This window comes from Psychrobacter sp. GTC18467 (assembly GCF_055397455.1).
Genome location: NZ_AP038920.1, coordinates 1,459,352 through 1,479,815, shown reverse-complemented (window position 1 = coordinate 1,479,815; position 20,464 = coordinate 1,459,352). Strand labels below are relative to the sequence as shown.

Here is a 20,464-nt window from a genome sequence, read left to right as displayed (position 1 = left end):
GTCCTTTTCGTTGTTGGCTTATTTTTAGCCGCTAATTTTTAATGGGCTTTTTCCACCTGCGACCAATGATACGCGGCAAGGCGTTTCATCAAGTCCGGATTTTTCACCATAATGTTGTCGCCAGTTCGCCCCTCGGTTCGGTTGTAGTGAATGACGTTTAAGCGAAGCAGCCAAAATATCACTGCCGCTTTGGCAAGCATCACTGGCAGCGCGCGTTTTTCATGGTTATCAAGGGTGCGTTTAGACTCATAACCTTGTAAAAACGCGGTCATTTTTTTGCGATCAAAATCAACCGATTCGCCTGTTTCTGCAAAGCCCCAAGTGGTGCAAAAATCGTTGATGGTGATGGCAATGTCCATGACGTAATGCTCAACGCTGACCTCGGTAAAATCAAGCAGTCCGGTTAAGGTAGCACTGTCGCCTGTCAAATCCCAAAGGGTGTTGTCGGCAAACATGTCGAGATGACAAAGCCCTTTTGGCAACTCACTTAGCGGCAAGGCATCATAAGCGCGCCAAATATCACCCATAAGTTTGGCTTCATCACTTGGCATAAATTGCATTTCGCGGTCACGAACGCTGTCCCAAGGATACAGCGCGACGCCAAAATCTTCCATTGGGTGCAAACTTTGCAAGGTTTCATGAAGCACCGCCAAAGCCGCCCCCATGTCAAAGCACATGGCTTCGGTAGTCTGCTTAGGGTGCTCGCCTGCCAAGCACGGCACTAAAGTGATGGCTTTATCGTCGTAATGGATGACAAATTGGCTGCCGTCACTTTTATCATTGTTAGCATTATTAACGTCATTTTTTTTGCTATTAATCAATGCTTTTGGGGCAGCAACGGGCAATTTTCCTGACAATTGATTTAAAATAACCGCCATTTTTTCGATGTCGCTTGGCGGGCGCTCTTCAAATAAGGTAAACACAAAGTCGGGATTGCCGTCAGTATTTGCCGTGGTTTCAATAAACCAGTTGGAATTTTTGATGCCTTGGGTGATGGGAATGGCGCGGGCAAAATCAACGCCAAATTGGGCGCAAAATTCTGAAAACTGGTCATTGGTTAGTTGGGTATAGACGGACATGGCTTCTCACTTGTGGCGTTAAGAATTGAAAAATAGCAAAGCGGCGCAGCTACGGTTGATTTGCTGGCAAGGTCACCGCGCTGTTAAATAAAGTTTTGCAAAAATGCCTGATACGGTGCTGATTTTGATAGACTAGCGATTATTAATTCATGAATTATAAGGCGAAACCCCCTATGTTAGCAAAGCGAATCATTCCGTGTTTGGATGTCGATAATGGTCGAGTGGTGAAAGGCGTTCAGTTTGTGGACATCAAGGACGCCGGCGACCCTGTTGAAATTGCCCGACGCTACAATGAGCAAGGCGCGGACGAAATTACTTTTTTGGACATTACCGCCACCCATCACGGTCGTGATACCACTTATCACATGGTCGAGCGCATTGCCGAAACGGTATTTGTGCCGCTAACCGTTGGCGGCGGCGTTCGTAAAATTGAGGACATTCGCAATTTGTTAAATGCGGGCGCGGACAAAGTGGCGATTAACTCGGCGGCGGTTTTCACTCCTGAATTTGTCGGCGAGGCGGCGCAAAAATTTGGCAACCAATGCATCGTTGCTGCCATTGACGCCAAACGCGTTGATGACGTGATGGTCGATGGCGTATTAACGCCAAAATGGGAGATTTTTACCCACGGCGGCAGAAAGCCCACCGGCATTGACGCGGTCGAGTGGTCACAAAAAATGGCGGATTTGGGCGCAGGCGAGCTGCTGGTCACCTCAATGGATGGCGATGGTACTAAAAAAGGCTACGATTTGGCATTGATGCGCGCAATTACTAATCGCGTGAGCGTTCCGGTCATTGCTTCAGGCGGCGTTGGCAATTTGCAGCATTTGGCGGACGGCGTGTTAGAGGGCGGCGCGGATGCGGTGCTTGCTGCCAGCATTTTTCATTTCGGCGAGCACACCATTTTAGAAGCCAAAGAATTTATGGCAGCCAAAGGAATTCCCATGCGATTTTAAAAAAAATGTTATGATAGCGCTAACATGTTTGTTTTATTCAAAAAACCCTAATTACCATTAAAAATTGCCAATTTCCAAATCTGATTGCAAAAGGACAAGTTATGACCAATTTACAAGATGAGCGCTCGGCGGTCACCCATATTGATGGCGCGCTGCACCAAAATACCGATGCCCGTATTGGCATCGTTGTTGCCCGCTTTAACGGCTTTGTGGTGGAATCTTTAGTTGATGGCGCCATTGACGCGCTACTTCGTCACGGCGTTTCTGGCAGCAACATCACTGTGATTCGCGTTCCAGGCGCGTTTGAGTTACCATTGGTCGCTCAGCAAGCGGCAGAATCCGACCGCTTTGACGCGATTGTGGCACTTGGCGCCATTATCCGTGGCAGCACGCCGCATTTTGATGTTGTGGCAAGTGAGTCAGCAAAAGGCTTATCACGCGTGGCAACCGATTACAATATTCCGGTCACCAACGGCGTGCTCACCACCGACAGCATCGAGCAAGCCATTGAGCGCTCAGGAACCAAAGCCGGAAACAAAGGCGCAGAAGCCGCCATGGTTGCCCTTGAAATGATCGCCGTGTTGTCGCAGCTTGATAATGGCGTTGACGATGAATAATTGGTAGCTTGCTCGTTATATTAGTAGCTTGCCCGTTATTTTGACCGGCTTTTTTATTGTATTTATCATCAATTTACCGCTTTTGTAAAAAATAAGCGGTAAATTTTTTCATTTTTTATTAAAATAACGGCGCTGTTATTTTTGCTTTTTTACTTTTAAGTCATCACGTTTTGGCGACGTTGTGACAAGGATTTGCCAAATTGGTTTTATTTACCAAAATTGGCCACCCCTTACCATTATTTAACATCTTGCGGCACGATTTGCTTTATCATGGCGATAAGCTTTTGATTTTGCGATTTTAATTTTTCTGATTTTTAAAAATCAAATCCCATTAGGTAATTTTTAGTTATGACTGACCAATTCAATCGCCCTCAACCTGCCCCTATGACTCCGGCAAGTGAATCCGACCAAAGCTTTGATATGAGCGAATCGACGTACAAAACTGGTCACGCGGCAATGCGAAAGGCGCGCCGTTTTGCGCTTCAAGGCATTTATGAATGGCTGATGACCGACCATCGGTTCGATGTTGAAGGTCTGCGCGACTGGAAAAGCAATGCGCCGCATGACATTGCCGCAAGAACGCGCGCCAACAATGCCATGCATACCGTGCATTTGGGCTATTATCACGAGATGATGCGCGACATTCCTGAGCAAATCGACGCGCTTGATGCCCTAATTGGCGAGCAGCTTGACCGCGACTTGAGCCAAATTGACGCCGTTGAACACGCGATTTTATTGATTGGCGCTTACGAGCTGCAATCGCACCTTGAGATTCCTTATAAAATCGTTCTTGATGAAGCGATGAAGCTGAACAACCATTTTGGCGCCACCGACGCTCATAAACTCATCAACGCCGTTCTCGATAAACTTGCCGCAAACCTTCGCGCCGTTGAAGTTGCCGCTGAAAACGATGTCAATCCCCGCGCTCAAAAATCGCAAACTACAAAAGCGCAGCCCAACGCCAAAAACGTCACCATCATCAACAAAAAAACCTTGCTTGCTGAGCAAAATCAGCCGCGGGAAGACGTGCCCTCCGACAAACCGCGAATCAGCGCCAATAAAACCGACGTTAAACGCGAAAGACCCAATCGTGACAATGAAACCGTAAACTCAACAAGTGATTCGGCAAGCGCTCGCGATAACAAAGACGACCGTAGCAATCGCGACTTTGTAAAAAAAGACCAGTCAAAAGGCAGTTTCAACCGAGGCGATAAAAGCAAAGACGGAAAAGGTAAAGACGGCAGAAACAGAAGTGATAAGCCAAAAAGTGGCAAGTTTAATCGCGATGATTCTAAACGCGGCAGCGCGAACCGCGACGATAAACGCCGCGATAAATACGCGCCAAATCGCGATAAAAAACCGTTTAAAAAATCGCCATCAAATGGTGGTAAGCCGCGCTTTGACCAATCAAAATCGGACAAACCTCGATTTGATAATTCACGTTCTGATAGACCACGCCGTAATGATGACAAATCCAACAACGATAATAACAACGGCTAAGCCATGACCGAATTTGACCTTATTGAGCAGATTTTTAACCAAAAGCAAACTTTGCCAAACCACAGCGATATTCAAAAAGGCATCGGTGATGATGCAGCGGTAACGAGCCTGCCCATTGGTGCGCGCTTGGTCAGTTGCATTGATACTTTGGTTCAAGGTCGGCATTTTAGCGGGGATTGGGACGCGGTTGAGCGCTTAGCCTTTGCCATTGGTTATAAAGCCGTTGCAGTTAATGTTTCTGATATTGCCGCGATGGGGGCAGCGCCGCACAGCTTACTGTTGGCGCTTGCTCTGCCTGAGCGCTTGGCAAAAAAATCTTGGCTAAACGAGTTTGCTCAAGGCATTTTTCACGCCTGCAATGCGTTTGATATTGCGCTGATCGGCGGCGATACCACGCGCAGCGAGCAGTTGGTGATTAGCGTCAGCGCTCAGGGAATTTTGACCAAAGATGCGACGCCAGTTTATCGCTCGGGCGCAAAAGTTGGCGATAAGGTTTACGTTTCAGGAACGCTTGGTGATGCTAGCTTTGCGCTGAGAAATCCTGATAGTGAGATTGGCAAAAGCTTACGCCATCGCCTTGATATGCCAACGCCGCGAGCTGCTTTAGGTCAAAGTCTTGGCAAAACTCAAACAGGCGCAATGATTGACATCTCAGACGGGCTTTATCAAGATTTAAGTCATATTTGTCAGCAAAGCGGCGTGGATATGGTGATTAATTTGGAAAACCTGCCAACAAGCACTGAGCTTGCAAAAGCTGAGCAAACCCAGCGCTTGCTTTGTCAATTGACCGGCGGCGATGATTATGAATTAGCCTTTACTTTGCCTGCGCATATCGCCCCGCCTGATGGCAATACTCAAGTGACCTGTATTGGTGAAGTGATTGCTAAGCAAGATGACAAAACGGCAAATCTTAATGCGCCCAGCCAGCCGCAGCTTTTTTATCAAGGCTCAAGGTTATCAAGTTTACATCCTGCACCCTTTGACAAACTGCCGCCATTGTCCGGTTATCAACATTTTAACAGTTAAATTTAAGGTTATTTTTTAAGATAACTTTTAAAGGAACATCATGAGCGATGAGCTAACCAAGCCCGATATTAGAAAAGCTAATGATTGCCCGCCCCTGCCTAAAAACGCAAGTGCTTTAGATGCGGTGGTTTATTGGCTCGCGCTTGGTCTTGGTAGTGGTTTGCCGCGCCGCGCTCCGGGGACTTGGGGAACGGTTGGCGGCTTAATTGCCGGTGTGTTTTTGATGACGCTTGGCTTTGTTCCGTTTTTAATGTTAACGATTTTGTCTTGCGTTATCGGGGTTTGGTTTTGTGGTCGCACGTCTGATATGATGGGCGTTCACGATGACCCGCACATCGTTTGGGATGAGTGGTCGGGGATTTGGATTACCTTGCTTCCGCTGTCGTATTTGCTGACTTTTCAAAACGCGATGCTAGGAAGTTACTGGCAAAATATCTTACAACCTTTTTCCCTCATTGCGCTTATTGCCGCATTTGTGTTGTTTCGCTTTTTTGATATTTTAAAGCCGCCGCCGATTGCTTGGGCAGATAAAAAAGTTGATGGCGGTCTTGGCATTATGCTTGATGACATCATTGCCGGAGTGATGGCCGCAGTCGTTTGGATTATTATAGTTTATGCTGCTGCTCAGTGGCTGCCGTTTGATTAAACATTACAAAGTAGCGACAGCAAATCATTTGTTTAAAAAAAATTTTACGCTATAATCATTGATATTTTGTTACATTTGTAGGGCTTTTATGACCGCATCACTTTCTGTCATTATTCTTGCTGCCGGAAAAGGCACGCGAATGCAATCGGCAAAACCTAAAGTATTACAAACGCTTGCAGGCAAGCCGTTACTCGGTCACGTTCTTGATACCTGTCAGCAGTTGACGGTTGACGATACCATTGTGGTGTTTGGTTTTGGCGGCGACCAAGTCCAAGAGCAAATCAGCCGCGATTATAGCGAGCACCGTATTTCTTGGGTTGCGCAGACGGAACAATTAGGAACGGGGCACGCGGTCAAAATGGCGCTGCCAAAACTGCCAAAAGATGGTCAAAGCCTGATTTTATATGGCGATGTGCCACTCGTTAGCGAAAAAACGTTGGCAGCACTAAAAGCCGCTAACACCAACGGCTTGTCGATGCTGACCTTAACCGTAGATAATCCGTTTGGTCTTGGTCGAATCAAGCGCGATGATAATGGCTTGGTAACGGCTATCGTTGAGCAAAAAGATGCCAGTGACAGTGAGCGCGCCATTTGCGAGATTAACAGCGGCATTTATTGCGTGGACAATGCGCTACTGCATAAATATTTGCCAAAGCTGAGCAATGACAATGCCCAACAAGAATATTATTTAACCGACATCGTTAAATTGGCGGTCGCCGACAATATTGTGATTGCAACGATTGAGCCTGAGAACGCTTTTGAGATTGAAGGGGTTAATAACCGTCAGCAATTAGCGACCCTTGAGCGCTCTTGGCAAGCTAAATTGGTCGAAGACTTGCAAGTTGCCGGCGTTCAATTTGCCGACCCTGCCCGCGTTGATATTCGCGGCAGTGTTAGCGCCGGTCAAGATGTTTTTGTCGATGTTGGCGTGGTCTTTGAAGGCGACTGCAAGCTTGGCGACAACGTTTATATTGAAGCCGGCTGCGTGATTAAGCAATCCACCATCGGCAATGCTTGCCATATCAAGCCATACTGCGTGATTGATGAGTCTGAAATTGGCGCAGGCGTTGACGTTGGACCTTTTGCCCATTTGCGACCTAAGTCACAACTGGCTGACCGCAGTAAAGTTGGCAACTTTGTTGAAGTAAAAAAATCAGTCATCGGCGAAGGCAGTAAAGTCAACCATTTAAGCTACGTTGGCGACGCGGTCGTTGGTGACAACGTTAATATTGGCGCGGGCGTCATCACTTGCAATTATGATGGCGTGAATAAATCGCAAACGACCATTGAAGATGATGTTTTTGTGGGTTCTAATTCAAGCTTGGTTGCTCCTGTGACCCTTGGCAAAGGCGCAACTATCGCCGCTGGCTCAACGATTACGCGAAATGTCGATGACCATGCCCTTGCCTTTGGTCGCGCTCGGCAAACTCAAAAAGACAACTGGGAGCGACCTTCAAAAAAATAGGGTTGGGTAATCATCAGCCAACACCAAATTTTTTAACCGTTTAACTTAACTTAGTTTACTTTAAGCAGCGCGGCAATCATTGTGGGGCTGCTTAATTATTTGAAGTTTTTAATTTTTGCCAGTTTAATTCTAATCATTTTAATTTTAAACACTTTTAATATTCTTATTAAAAGCCCTATTATCACTCTAATTATTAAAGCTAGTTTTAATAAACGCTATTAAGGATTATTCATGTGTGGAATCGTTGGGGCGGTTGCTGAGCGCAATATCGCCAATATTTTGTTAGAAGGTCTCAAGCGCTTGGAGTACCGCGGCTATGACTCAGCGGGGCTCAGCGTCATTCAAAATGGCGAGCTACACCGTGAGCGCCAAGTGGGCAAAGTCCAAGCCTTAGTTGATGCGGTAAGTGAAAACCCTGAGTTTTTTAACGGTCATATCGGCATTGCGCACACGCGCTGGGCAACTCACGGCGAGCCTGCTCAAAAAAACGCCCATCCGCACGTTTCAGGAAAAATCGCTGTCGTTCATAACGGTATCGTTGAAAACTATAGCGAATTAAAAGACGAGCTGATTGCTAAAGGCTATACGTTCACCTCGCAAACCGATACCGAAGTGGTTGCCCATTTAATCCACGACCTTTATAAGCAACATCCTGATTTGCTAGAAGCGGTTCGCGCGGTAATTCCAAGGCTTCATGGCGCGTTTGCGTTGGGGATTATTCACGTCGATTGTCCAGAGGAGCTGATTACCGTCCGTCTTGGGTCGCCCTTAGTGATTGGTGTTGGTATTGGCGAGAACTTTATTGCCTCCGACCAGTTAGCCCTACTTCCAGTCACCAACCGTTTTATGTATTTGGAAGAAGGCGATATTGCCAAACTTACCCGACATGGCATTGAAGTGTTTGCTGATGGTCAAAAAGTCAGCCGCAAAATCCACGAAATCGACGCCAAGCAGCACAATGCCGATAAAGGCGAATTTAAACATTATATGCTCAAAGAAATCTACGAGCAGCCCGATGCCGTTGCCAAAACGCTTGAGATGGGCGTGGATAATGGCAACACTGACCAGCTTCGCGCCGACTTTTTGCAGCGTCATGAAGCCGCGCTTAGCGGCGTCCGCCATATTCAGGTCATTGCTTGCGGCACCAGTTACCACGCAGGGCTTGTGGCAAAATATTGGTTTGAAAATCTAACGCGACTGCCTTGCTCGGTGGAAGTGGCAAGCGAGTTCCGCTATCGCAATCCAGTGGTGGTTGATAACTCATTGGTGATTTGTATTTCACAATCGGGGGAAACGGCAGATACCTTATCGGCACTTCGCGATATTCAAAGCCAAGAGCCTACAGGCTTGGTGACTTTGGCACTTTGTAACGTTGCGACTTCGTCCCTCGTTCGCGAAACGGACATTTTTTTGCCAACGCTTGCAGGCCCTGAGATTGGCGTTGCCTCAACCAAAGCCTTTACCACGCAATTAGCCGCGCTTATGCTTTTAGTGCTTAAAACTGGGGTGACCCAAGGGCGGATTAACCAAGACACTTTAACGACCTTACTTTCGCAAATTCAAGAGCTACCAGGGCAACTTTATGCAAGCTTGCACTTGGACGGCGCGATTCAAGAAATGAGTGAGCGCTTTGAAGATAAAAAAAGCTGCTTATTTTTAGGTCGCGGCCTCCAGTTCCCGATTGCGCTAGAGGGCGCGCTCAAGCTTAAAGAAATCTCTTACATTCACGCCGAAGGCTACGCGGCAGGCGAGCTGAAACATGGTCCCTTAGCGTTGGTTGATAAAGACATGCCAATTGTGGTGCTTGCGCCAAAAGACAGCATGTTTGATAAGCTCAAAGCCAACATGCAAGAGGTTCACGCCCGTCATGGCGAGCTGTTTGTGTTTGCCAGTGAAAGCACCCAAATGAGCGCTGATGAGCGCACTCACGTGGTCAGCGTCCCTGACGTTTGCGAAACCTTAGCGCCTATCGTTTATAGCGTTCCGGTTCAGCTGCTCTCCTACCACGTTGCAGTCATGCGCGGAACGGATGTGGATCAGCCGAGAAACCTCGCGAAATCGGTCACGGTTGAATAAGCTAACGCATTGATTTTAAAATATTTTTTATAAAAAAGCCCTTGTTTTAACTGAGGGCTTTTTTTATTTCAAACGCTTTATTTTAAAAGTTTAACGTTTTATCATGATTTTTTGGTTTTTAAACCAAACCACGTCATTTGTGATGGCGTAAATCCAAGCTTTAAAGTTTCTGCCAGCGATTTAGTTGTCAGATCAATATCAAAAATTTGCTTACCGTCGCTGTCCATAATATAAACGTGGTTGGTGTTGGGACTTTGAATTAAGCTTGGTCCCCCGTGACCGGTATTTTCAAGACCTTTGGCAAATAACGCAATTTTTGCCAATTCTTTATAATTTTGCGCCACATCTAATAAATGCAGCTCCCCTAAGCTGTCAAGCAGCATTAAAGTTTTTCCTGAGGTATCAAAATCATAGCTCAGCACTTGTCTTGAAGCATCGGTTGACCAAATAATAGGCGTAATGGCTTTGCGGGCAGGGTCAATATGATACGGTTGGCCGCAAGCGGTACCAACGAGCGATTGACGGTCTGGATTTTTGGCAAAAGAGCCAATTCGCGCTGCTCCCAAGCTGCCATCGTCGCGCTTACACTGAGTTTGAGAGAGGCTGACCGGATACGGCAATTTTTCAGCGCTAAAGGTATTTTGGGATTGCGTCACCTTCAATAACCCATCGCTGCAAGCAAAAACGGTATGATCGGCCGTGCTGCTGCTGCCATGAAGCCCTGAGCATTTTTCGCTAAATTGCTGAGTGAGATGATAGTGATCGTTATGGCGCTCAAATACGGCAACGGTATCGGCAAGCGGGCTGCCAACGGTGTCATAGCGCCCCGTGCTGATCATATAATCGCCGCGCGGCTCGCTGCTGCCGTGCATGTTGGTGTTTAGCGCTTGATAAGCAAGCTTACCTTTGGCAATGTCGGCATCGGTCACAAGCGCAAATCCTGCGCTCTGCTTTGGATTGGCAATCGGGTTTCCAGCCGCGCCAATACCATCAAAAAATAGGCCAGCTTGGCTGCCAAATACTTGATAATGAACCGGTCTTGGATAGCTTAATTGCAGCGGCATTTTGCTCACATCGCGAGCATAAGGGTGGTTGTGATCGCCGTGATCTTCAATCTCAAGACCGCTATGATAAAAATTAACCAGCTGCTGTGATCGGTCTAAAACAAGCGCGTAATTGCCCTCAGGACTGGTTTGCAGCGCGTCGGCATTGGCCGCAAGCGTGAGGGTTTGGATCACTTTTTGTTGCGCTAAGCTATAAACATAAGCGTGATTGCTGCCTTTTTCGGCAATCAGTAATCGGCCATTGCTAATCTCGGCGGTCACGCTATCGTCCGTACCGTGGCCATGATCGTGGTCATGGCTATGATCATGATCGTGCGGTGGAAACGCCGCTTCTTTTCGGTCATCGGAGGCGCCGCAGCCAGAGAGTAAGACCATCATGGCGCTTGCCAGCAGGGTCATTGCCAAAGCTTTTTTGGGATGATAATTATCAAAGAAAGTCATAACTGTTTTCCAAATTAAAAATAAAGCAAAGGTTTAAAAACGATAGGTGATACCTGCATTAACCGAGCGCTCAGCAAGGGGAACATGATCCACCAAATAAGAAGCATGGTTATAAGCCAGCTCGTTAAGCAAATTATTAACTTGTAAAAAGGCGGTGTAATCCAAGTGGCTTTGGCTGTGATAGGTAATTTTGGCATCGACTAAGTTATAGCTTGGGGCGATGGTCTCAAAATCGGCAAGTTTGTCTTGCAAAAAGCGGTGATAGCCTGACAGTGAAATATCAACAGGACCCCACTGTGACAGCAGTTCAGCGCCAACGCGCGGCGCAACCAGTCTTGGCGCATACGATTGATCCTGACCGCTGTTTTTAAGTTTTATCAGCGCCAAATCAGCAAAGCCTTTTACCGTTAAATAATCATTGATTCGGTAGCGGCCTTCAACCTCACCACCAAAATGCTTGGCATCGGATTGCGTATAATCGATTAACCGAAATCCTGCCGACTCGCCGCTTTGAACGATGTCTTGGGTTTTGGCGTAAATATAATCTTGAATGTCGTTATAAAACGCCGAAACGCTCCCTGAAAAATCTTGACCGTCATCAAAGCGAGCGCTCACCTCAGCGCCATAGGTTCGCTCTTTATTTAACTGCGTGTTGCCGCGCTCCCAAGTGTTGGTTGCCAAATGCGCGCCGTTGGCAAACAGTTCTTGCGCTGCAGGAAGCCGCTCGGAGTGGCTTAATCGCGCCGATAATTGTGTATTCATTGTTACATATTTACCGCCCTCAAGGCTTACGGACGTTGCCGATTGCGATTTTTGTAATTGATTTTCGGCGTCTTTAATGTTTTGAAAGTCTTGACGAGCGCCAAATTCAACGTACCATGGGCTTTTATATTGGTCAGTGGCAACTGCTTTGGCCAAAGCATCAGCTTGGCTTAACGCCAATGATGAGTGATCAGCGCTCATGCCATCTTTGCTGTGGTCATGACCCAAGTGGCGGCTCAGTTCAGCGTCATTTCCTGCAAATTTATCGTCACTAAATTTGGCACCAAAATACGTGGGGGTAAGCCGCTGAATGACATAAACACCGACTTGATGAGTGTCCGTTTTTGGCAAATAGCCTTCAAGTCCTTCAGCAGAAAAGCGGCTTTGGTCAGCATCAATGCCGACCACCCCTTTCATAAATCCCAAAGTTCCCGTTCTGTAAGTGGCGGTGGTGGCTTGCGATTTGGCACTTAGCGCTTTGTTGCTAAACGTTGTCCCCACCTCCCCTTCATCAATTTCATCATGGCGATAATCGGTATACGCCAATTTTGCTTGGATATTATCAACGCCAATCATAGGAAAGTCGCGCTTAGCATGAATTTGATAAACGTCTGAGGTCAAACCCACAAACGGTGGCGCACCATGGTCATGGTCGTGATGATGGTCATCTTGGCAATCCAACTGATTGGGTCGGCTTAAGCTTGGCGCGCAGTGGTTGTGAACGTGAAATGGCAAACCATATTCTGACGATTGGCGCTGATAAGACGCGCCAACATAGCCCAAATCCGTCAAATAAGTCAGCCCTAAGCTGCCGTTATCTTGAGTATACCAACTGTTGGCAACCTCTTTGGTATCCCAATGCGGCACTTGGATATTACCTTTATCAGACTTTTGATAGCGGCCGCTCCAAAGCCAATGCTCGTTAATGTCGCCATTTAAATTGACAAACCCCTGATAGCCATCGCTTGCTTGCTCCGTCATCAAGCTTGCCCTTCCACTTATCGGCGTTGCCAAGCGCTCGGTGGGAATGGTGTTGTCAACCACATTGACCACGCCGCCCACAGCGCCGCCGCCAAACATCAGTGCAGAAGTGCCTTTAATCACCTCAATTTGCTCTGCGCCCAAGATAGGCACTGAAACTTGATGGTCGGGGGAGATTTGCGAAGCATCTTGAACCCGAATCCCATTTTGCATGACCTGAACCCGAGGCGCGGTCTGGTTTCGGATAATGGGGCGGCTTGCCCCTTGACCAAAGGTATCGGCGGCCAATCCCGGCTGGTATTTTAAAACGTCCCCAAGCGTACTTGCCACTTGCAGCTCTAAATCCGCTTTGGTGACCACGCTGGTTGCCGTTGCCATTTGATCGGTACTTTTTGACAATGGATTTGCGGTGACCACCACGCTAGGCAAGGTAACGCTTGGCTCAGGCGATGATATTTGACGGCTCAATATCGCGATGCGGTCAGCGTCTTTTTGATTACTTTGATTGACCACCCCCTCTTGAGCCATTGCCAACTGACAGCACGCGCCCAACCCCAAACTTATCACCCCCGACATCATCATTTTGCTGACAAGTGGCTGAACCTTAATCACCTCGTCTTTTACCCCTGCTGATAAATGGCTTAAATCACTTACTAACCCCAAATCCAAATCCAAATCCTTGGAAGCTTTTAAATACGTCATGACCAAACTCTTTGCAAAAAAACGTTAGAAAAAATAACTTAACCTCAAAATTTTTAATAATGTTATAACATAACAATTAACTAAACAAGGATTTTGTGAAATCGAATAGCATAAAAAAGCGATAAAGACTTCAATTGCGTCTTTATCGCTGATAACAGATTAAGCAGTGATGGAAAAACTATGATGAGGTTTCTTTATGCTTCCCATGCGGCACCAGCCACTTGGCAAACCAGTTCGACAAGTCATCCATTAGCGTATAAATCACCGGAATAACGATAAGACTTAGTAGCGTTGAGGTAACAAGCCCGCCAAGAACCGCCGCCGCCATCGGTCTGCGAAATGTTGGGTCAGCTTCACCCCAACCAAGCACCAACGGCATCATGCCGGCGCCCATGGCGATACTGGTCATGATGATGGGTCGGGCGCGCTTTTTACAAGCATCCACAATGGCATCAAAGCGCGGCAAACCTCGGCGCTGAGCAATGAGCGCGTAATCGACCAGCAAAATAGAGTTTTTAGTAGCAATCCCCATCAGCATAATAAAGCCAATCATCGAGGGCATCGACAAGCTACTGCCGGTTAACACAAGCCCTGCAAACGCACCGCCAATGGACAAAGGTAGCGCCATCAAAATGGTAAACGGCTGCAATAAGCGCCCAAAGAGCAAAATCAGAACGCCCAAAATACAAATAACCCCAACCGACATAGCGACCACAAAGCCGGTAAACAGCTCAGCCATGCTTTCGGCTTGACCTTGTTCAATCAAATTAATGCTTGCGGGCAGGTTTTGCATGGTCGGCAGCGCTTTTACCGCCGTGACCAAATCACCAAGTTCGCCACCTGAGGGCTGAACGGTGATGCTGATGGCGCGCTCACGGTCTAAACGCTTGATTTGGGCGGGGCCTGTGCCAAAGCTTAACTCCGCCACATCGCCGACGCGGACACCTTGACCTTGCGGGCGCGCGCTTGGCACATAAAGCGCTTCTAATTGATTGATATTTTGCTTTGCCACATCAGGCAAGCGCACCACAATCGGGATTTGCCGCGAGTCAAGATTCAGCTTTGATAAGCTTTGCTCATAATCACCAACAGTGGCAATTCGTAAGGTGGTTGCCACATCTTGGGTGGTGACGCCAAAATCTGCCATCGCCAATCGGTCAGGTTTGACCGCAAGCTCAGGTCTTGGCAGACTTCGGTCGCTCGTCACATCCCCTGCTTGCGGCAATTTGCGGATTTCGCTCATCAGTTTTTGAACGGTTTGCTCAAGAACGTACGAGTTACTGCTGGTTAATGAAAAATTATAACCAGTCTCGCCGCCACTTGATAAGCCGACAGTAAAGCGCGCGCTTGGAACGTCAGCCACAATGGCGCTGATTTGGCGCTCAACTTCGGATTTTGACTCGCGCTCACTTCTTGGCGCAAGGACAATATCCAGCCCAGCAATATTTTTGGCTTTGCCGCCGCTTGAGTCTGACCCCATTGACGCTTGACCTTCACCCACGGAGGCAAAAATATGGCGAACGGCGGGCAATTTCATAATTTTATCGGCAGCCAATTGCGCCACCCGCTCGGTATCGGCAAGCTCCACATCAGGAGTTAATTCAATTTCAACGCGGGTTTGGTCAATGTCATTGTCCGGAATAAAAGCGGTCGGCAACAGTTTGACCAAGCTTAACGATGCAATAAATAGCAAAAGCGTTGCGCCAATCGTCAACCAACGATGGCGCAGCGTCCAAGCCACAACGTTTAAATAGCCAGCCATGACGCGGCTGCGCTTCTCCGCTCGCGGCTTTTCGGGGCGTAAAATATACGCTGCCATCATTGGCGTAATCAGGCGCGCCACCAACAGCGAAGCAAAAATTGCCATTGCCGCTGTCCAACCAAACTGCCGAAAAAATTGACCAACAATGCCGCTCATAAACGCCGTTGGCAAAAATACCGCAATCAAGGTAAACGTGGTGGCAATCACCGCAAGACCGATTTCGTCCGCCGCTTCCATTGCCGCTTCATACGGCGTTTTCCCCATTCGTAAATGGCGAATAATATTTTCAACCTCGACAATCGCATCATCAACCAACACCCCAACGACCAACGATAATGCTAAAAGCGAAATAATATTTAAGCTAAAGTCAAACAAATACATGCCTAAAAACGTTGGAATAACCGACAACGGCAAGGCAACGGCAGCAACGATGGTGGCTCGGATATTTCGCAAAAATAAAAACACCACAAGAACTGCCAAAATGCCGCCTTCAATCAACATCTGTAGCGATGCTTGGTAATCCTCGGCAACAGGCGTTGCGCGGTCATAAACCTTTTCGATTTTGATTTTGGGCATCTCGCGCTCAAGCTTGGCAAGCTCAGCATCAACCAGTTTATTGACGTCAACTTCACTGGCGCCGCGCGACCGGCTGATGTTAAAAGCCACGACCGTTTGACCATCAAGCTTAGCAAGGGAGCTTGGGTCAGCCGCACCATCGGTCACTTGCGCCATTCGCCCAAGCGCTTGCGTTCCGCCCGTTGGCGTGGCGATTTGTAGGTCATTTAACTCGCGAGCGCGATCAACCGCCCCTAACACGCGGATGGTTTGCGTGGTATTGCCAACTTCCGCTTCCCCGCCTGAGCTGTCTTGTTGAATGCCGCTGATTTGCTGTGAGAGCTGGACGATGGGAAATTCAAGACCACTTAGGGCAATTGGGTCAGCAGCAACGGTAATTTGCCGCTCAAGACCGCCAATTCGGCTGATTGCGCCAACACCTTTAATGTCGGATAAGCGCTTGGTGATGGTGTCATCGACAAACCAAGACAAGTCCTCAACGCTCATGTTGTCGCCGGTCACTGAATAAGTGACCACTGGAAATCCTGAGGTTGATACTTTGGTGATAATCGGGTCATTGGCCGCGGCGGGCAAATCGCCGCGAACCTCACCGACCGCTGAGCGAACATCATCGACCGCCTCTTGAATGTCTTTATCAAGAACAAACTCGGTCACCATCGTTGCCGCACCGGTTTGTAAGGTGGTGGTGATGTGCTTGATGCCAGTGATACTGGTTAAGCGGTTTTCAATTTTTTTGGCAACATCATTTTCAAGCTGAGCGGGCGCCGCACCCGGTAAGGTAACGGTAACCACCACCGCCGGCAAATCAATATCGGGGAACTGCTGAACTTTCATTTGATGAAAGCCAAACAACCCGCCCATGGTCAATAAGACAAACAGTAAAATCGCTACAAGCGGGTTTTTAATCGAATACGCCGAAAAATTTATCATGAGGCGACCTTTTTCGGCGCCGTTTGGTCATCAGGCGCAACCACGCGAACGATATCACCATCATTTAAAAAACTGCCGCCTTGTTTGACAATTTGGCTTTTGGTGTCAATCGGCGTGGTTAAGCTGACTTTATCGCCCAAATGCTCGCCAACACTGACTTTTTCTTGAACAATTCGACCAAATGTTTTGCCATCAACGTCCTTAATATCGGTAATGAGCATCACATAATCGTAGCCGTCATTGCTGACAATGGCGCTGTTTGGCAAGGTTTGCAGTTGGTCACTGCCCAATAAAAACTCGCCTTTTTGGAACATGCCAGCTCGGGCGCTATTGCTTTGAGCAAGGCTTGCAAAAATGGTAATTTTGCGGTTGTTGTCGGCGGTTGGCGCAATTTTACGAACCTCGCCCATCACCGATTGGTTGTTAGGCAAGCTGACTTTCACTGCCGTTCCCACTTTAACCTCACCCACTTGTTTGGGGTCAATGTCGGCCTGCCATTCAAGTTTGCCATCTTTAATAATGGTAAATAACGGCTCGCCGCCAGCAACCATGCCAACTTCGGCGATTTTTTCACTAATCACGCCAGAAACGGGTGCCACCACTTGAGCGTTATTCACCGATAAGCGCTGAGCATTAAGTCTTGCGCGCGCGGATTGCAGCATGGCTTCGGCTTGAGCTTGTTGAGTTCGGTAGCGGTCGGCTTCTTGGCGGCTGATCGCGTCAATCTCAAGCAGTGGCAACACGCGAGCCGCGTCCGTTTTGGCATTGGCAAGGGTGGCTTCGGCTTCTGAGACGTCCGCTTCGGCTTGCAACACTTGCTGCTTCATGGCGTCGGTATCAAAAATCGCCAAAACTTGACCGGCTTTGACGCTTTGACCTTCTTCCACCAAAATGCGCTCAATGGCAACGCCGCTGACTTTGGGGCTGACATTGGCAATTTCTTTGGGTTCAATCGTGCCATCCGCACTCAAAGTGCTGCCAACACTATCCAAACTTGGGCTGATTGCTTCCACCGAAAGTACGGCATCGTTAGCAGAAGCTTCGGTATCAGCCGCTACGTTGTCATTAGTCGCAACAGATGGATTGGGTTTGGCGGCAGTTTGGGGCGCGCTATCGTCAGTTTTATTTAAGTATTTGCCAAAAAAAACGCCAATCGCAAGCATGGCAATCATCGCCGCGGCAAGCCAAGGCCAATTGTCCGGAAGCTTTCGCTTTGGCGGCGTTGTGGTCGCGCGGTACGGCGGCACAGTTGGGTCATCTGCCAGTGGCTCAACATGTTTTGGCGGAATGTCTGTCGCCGTGACGTTATCCTCAGGCAACTTACTATCATCCTCAGGCAAATTGGCATTACTCATAATGGTCTCGTTTTAATTTTTCGATATTTCAAAATTGGTTTTAAGATTTGATTTCAATATTTGGTTTAAAACTTTCAATTTTTGCAATAGGTTAAGGCGAAGTTTTAAGTTTAAGCATTGGTATATTGATGGGCTTTGGGCAGCCAGCGCGCAATCAATCGGCTCACGTCCGCTTTTCGCGATTTATCTTGAATTAAATGCGCGGCTAATTTTTGGGCAATGGCAAGCAAGCAGTCATCACGCGCCAAATCGGCAAGATAATAATCCACGTTTCCGGTTTGTCGTTTGCCAAGCAGCTCACCAGGACCGCGAAGTGCTAAGTCTTTTTCGGCAATGACAAAGCCGTCGGTGCTGTCGCGAAGTACGTTTAAGCGCTCAATTCCGGTTTCCGACAAGGGCGACTGGTAAAGTAGCACGCAAAAGCTTTTTTCCGCGCCGCGACCCACGCGGCCGCGAAGTTGGTGCAATTGTGACAATCCTAAGCGCTCGGCATTTTCAATAACCATCAAAGAGGCATTTGGAACGTCAACGCCAACCTCAATCACCGTGGTTGCCACCAACAAATCAAGCGCTCCTGATTTAAACTCTTGCATCACCGCTTGCTTTTCTGCCGGTTTCATTTTGCCATGAACCAGACCGATATTGATGTTCAAGCGCTCGTTTAAATCAGCAAAGGTCGCCTCAGCCGCTTGCGCATCAAGGGCGGTTGATTCCTCAACAAGCGGGCAAACCCAATACGCCTGCCGACCTGCCGCGCAGTTTACTGCAATTCGCTCAATCACCTCATCGCGGCGGTTGCGGTCGACCATCACCGTGGTAATGGGCGTTCGACCCGGTGGCAGCTCGTCAATGATGGAGGTGTCCATATCGCCATAAACGCTCATCGCAAGCGTTCGCGGAATCGGCGTTGCGGTCATAATCAGTTGGTGCGGCGTGCTTCCCGCGACGCCTTTATTGGCAAGCGCCATGCGCTGCTCAACGCCAAAGCGGTGCTGCTCATCGATAATGACTAATCCTAATTTGGCAAATTGAACTTGCTCTTGAAACAGCGCATGGGTGCCAATCACGATTTGAACGTCATTTTCAACGATGGCAGCAAGCGCTTCTTTACGCTTGCGAGCCGTTTGCTTGCCGGCAAGCCAACCAACGCCAATTCCCAGCGGCTCAAACCACTGTTTAAAATTAAGCAGGTGCTGCTCAGCTAAAATCTCCGTTGGCGCCATGACCGCAACCTGCCAACCGCTATCTAAGGCAAAACAAGCCGCCGCCGCTGCCACCAACGTTTTTCCGGCGCCAACATCGCCTTGAACCAGCCTTAACATCGGGATTGACGTTGCCATATCGCGGCTGATATCGCCGATTACTCGCGACTGAGCGCCGGTCAAGGCAAACGGTAAGCCGTCTAATAACTGCTTATAAAGCGCGCTTTTTTTGCTGCATTTTGGCGCTTTAAACTGGTGCAACTGCTCGCGGCGATACAGCAAGCTTAATTGATGGGCGGTAAATTCTTCAATAATCAAGCGCTGACAAGCGGCATGCGAGCGCTCAAGCAGTTGATTTAATAAGTCAAATTGCTGATTAATATTGGTATAAAGCGGCGGCGTATGCAGTAGCACCAGCGCTTCAAAAATGGTCAAGTTAAACGGGCTTTGCGCAGCTTGGTCGCGGGCGCGCTCATTTGGGGAGCGTTTGTCCGCGCCATGTTGGCGTAAAAATAAATCTTGCGGCATCATTAGGCTGACCGGCGTATCAGTAATCATTGCCCCATCTTGCGGCTTGGTTAACGGCAAATCGGCAACCACGTCAAAATCAGCTTTGGTAAATAGGGTTAAAGGCACGGCTTCTTGGCGAACCGTTTGCAGCGCCAATTTAATCAGCGTTCGCAGTTTATTTTGATGAAGCCCTTTGACGGTTGGATAAATCGGCTGAAGTCCTGAATTGACCAGCGGCTCATTGTCGCGCATCGTTTGGTATTCAGGGTGATGCAGTTGCCTGCCATAACGGCTGATTTTAATCTCGCCAAACAGCTGCAATCGCGCCCCCAAAACCATGGTTTGAATAAGACTTGGATATGCCTTAAAAAAGCGCAGTCCAAGTGACCCTGTGCCATCATCGACAATGACGGTCAAACCGCCGCTTTTTTGCTCAACGTGAACGATACGCGCCACAATCAGCGCCGATTGACCATGCGTGGTGTCCTCAATCATCACCTGCCGGCTGCGGTCTTCATAATCGCGCGGTAAATGCAGCAGCAAATCAAACACGCGGGTGATGTTCAATTGCTCAAGCTGCTCAGCAACCTTAGCGCCCACGCCCGCCAGCGCCGTCACCGGCAAATCAAAGGCTTGAGGCGCTTGCAATCGAGACGTTGAAAAAGTTGCCACGGGCATTGCTTCACCTTAATTTTATTAAAATAATGCTCTAAAAAATAATCATTTAACGCCCTAGAATCAACCGCTTATCTGAGCAAGGACGTTTTATTATAGCCGACAACGCCCTTGATTATGATGGACAATTTGGTAATCA

13 protein-coding genes are annotated in these 20,464 nt (G+C 48.2%); 7 read left to right on the top strand and 6 right to left on the bottom strand.

Annotated elements, in window-relative coordinates; genetic code table 11:
- Nucleotides 1-38: 38 nt before the first annotated feature.
- On the bottom strand, nucleotides 39-1,079 hold the full coding sequence (locus ACZ5XY_RS06375; RefSeq protein ID WP_464740006.1) for a homoserine kinase: 1,041 nt from the start codon (nucleotides 1,077-1,079) through the stop codon (nucleotides 39-41).
- Between the two features lie 173 nt (nucleotides 1,080-1,252).
- On the opposite strand from ACZ5XY_RS06375, the gene hisF reads away from it, so the two are divergent.
- The 7 genes from hisF to glmS all read left to right on the top strand — a co-directional run bounded on the left by hisF (nucleotide 1,253) and on the right by glmS (nucleotide 9,365).
- Nucleotides 1,253-2,035: an imidazole glycerol phosphate synthase subunit HisF gene (gene hisF, locus ACZ5XY_RS06370; RefSeq protein WP_464740005.1), complete on the top strand. Its 783-nt coding sequence runs from the start codon at nucleotides 1,253-1,255 to the stop codon at nucleotides 2,033-2,035.
- A gap of 101 nt (nucleotides 2,036-2,136) precedes the next feature.
- A complete protein-coding gene (gene ribH, locus ACZ5XY_RS06365; protein WP_464740003.1) occupies nucleotides 2,137-2,652 on the top strand; it encodes a 6,7-dimethyl-8-ribityllumazine synthase in 516 nt (171 codons plus the stop codon).
- A 348-nt stretch (nucleotides 2,653-3,000) separates the two neighbouring features.
- A complete protein-coding gene (nusB, locus tag ACZ5XY_RS06360; RefSeq protein WP_464740001.1) occupies nucleotides 3,001-4,152 on the top strand; it encodes a transcription antitermination factor NusB in 1,152 nt (383 codons plus the stop codon).
- 3 nt (nucleotides 4,153-4,155) lie between these two features.
- Entirely contained in the window at nucleotides 4,156-5,178 is a 1,023-nt protein-coding gene (gene thiL / locus ACZ5XY_RS06355; protein ID WP_464739999.1) for a thiamine-phosphate kinase, read from the top strand.
- Nucleotides 5,179-5,218: 40 nt separating this feature from the next.
- Nucleotides 5,219-5,824 carry a phosphatidylglycerophosphatase A family protein gene (locus ACZ5XY_RS06350; protein ID WP_464739997.1) on the top strand — a complete coding sequence of 202 codons (606 nt, stop codon included), beginning with the start codon at nucleotides 5,219-5,221 and terminating at the stop codon, nucleotides 5,822-5,824.
- Between the two features lie 88 nt (nucleotides 5,825-5,912).
- Nucleotides 5,913-7,289: a bifunctional UDP-N-acetylglucosamine diphosphorylase/glucosamine-1-phosphate N-acetyltransferase GlmU gene (gene glmU / locus ACZ5XY_RS06345; protein WP_464739995.1), complete on the top strand. Its 1,377-nt coding sequence runs from the start codon at nucleotides 5,913-5,915 to the stop codon at nucleotides 7,287-7,289.
- A 231-nt stretch (nucleotides 7,290-7,520) separates the two neighbouring features.
- Nucleotides 7,521-9,365: a glutamine--fructose-6-phosphate transaminase (isomerizing) gene (glmS, locus tag ACZ5XY_RS06340; RefSeq protein ID WP_464739993.1), complete on the top strand. Its 1,845-nt coding sequence runs from the start codon at nucleotides 7,521-7,523 to the stop codon at nucleotides 9,363-9,365.
- A gap of 101 nt (nucleotides 9,366-9,466) precedes the next feature.
- On the opposite strand, the gene ACZ5XY_RS06335 is transcribed toward glmS, so the two are convergent.
- The 5 genes from ACZ5XY_RS06335 to recG form a co-directional block, all read right to left on the bottom strand.
- Entirely contained in the window at nucleotides 9,467-10,870 is a 1,404-nt protein-coding gene (locus tag ACZ5XY_RS06335; RefSeq protein ID WP_464739991.1) for a hypothetical protein, read from the bottom strand.
- A 33-nt stretch (nucleotides 10,871-10,903) separates the two neighbouring features.
- Complete coding sequence (locus tag ACZ5XY_RS06330; protein ID WP_464739989.1) at nucleotides 10,904-13,315, bottom strand: TonB-dependent receptor; 2,412 nt, start codon at nucleotides 13,313-13,315, stop codon at nucleotides 10,904-10,906.
- A gap of 178 nt (nucleotides 13,316-13,493) precedes the next feature.
- Nucleotides 13,494-16,583, bottom strand: coding sequence for an efflux RND transporter permease subunit (locus tag ACZ5XY_RS06325; protein ID WP_464739987.1), 3,090 nt, complete (start codon nucleotides 16,581-16,583; stop codon nucleotides 13,494-13,496).
- Complete coding sequence (locus tag ACZ5XY_RS06320) at nucleotides 16,580-17,938, bottom strand: efflux RND transporter periplasmic adaptor subunit (RefSeq protein ID WP_464739985.1); 1,359 nt, start codon at nucleotides 17,936-17,938, stop codon at nucleotides 16,580-16,582. The genes ACZ5XY_RS06325 and ACZ5XY_RS06320 overlap by 4 nt, the downstream gene beginning before the upstream one ends.
- A gap of 110 nt (nucleotides 17,939-18,048) precedes the next feature.
- Nucleotides 18,049-20,328 (bottom strand): ATP-dependent DNA helicase RecG, encoded by a 2,280-nt coding sequence (gene recG / locus ACZ5XY_RS06315; RefSeq protein ID WP_464739983.1) that lies wholly within the window; start codon nucleotides 20,326-20,328, stop codon nucleotides 18,049-18,051.
- Nucleotides 20,329-20,464 lie beyond the last annotated feature (136 nt).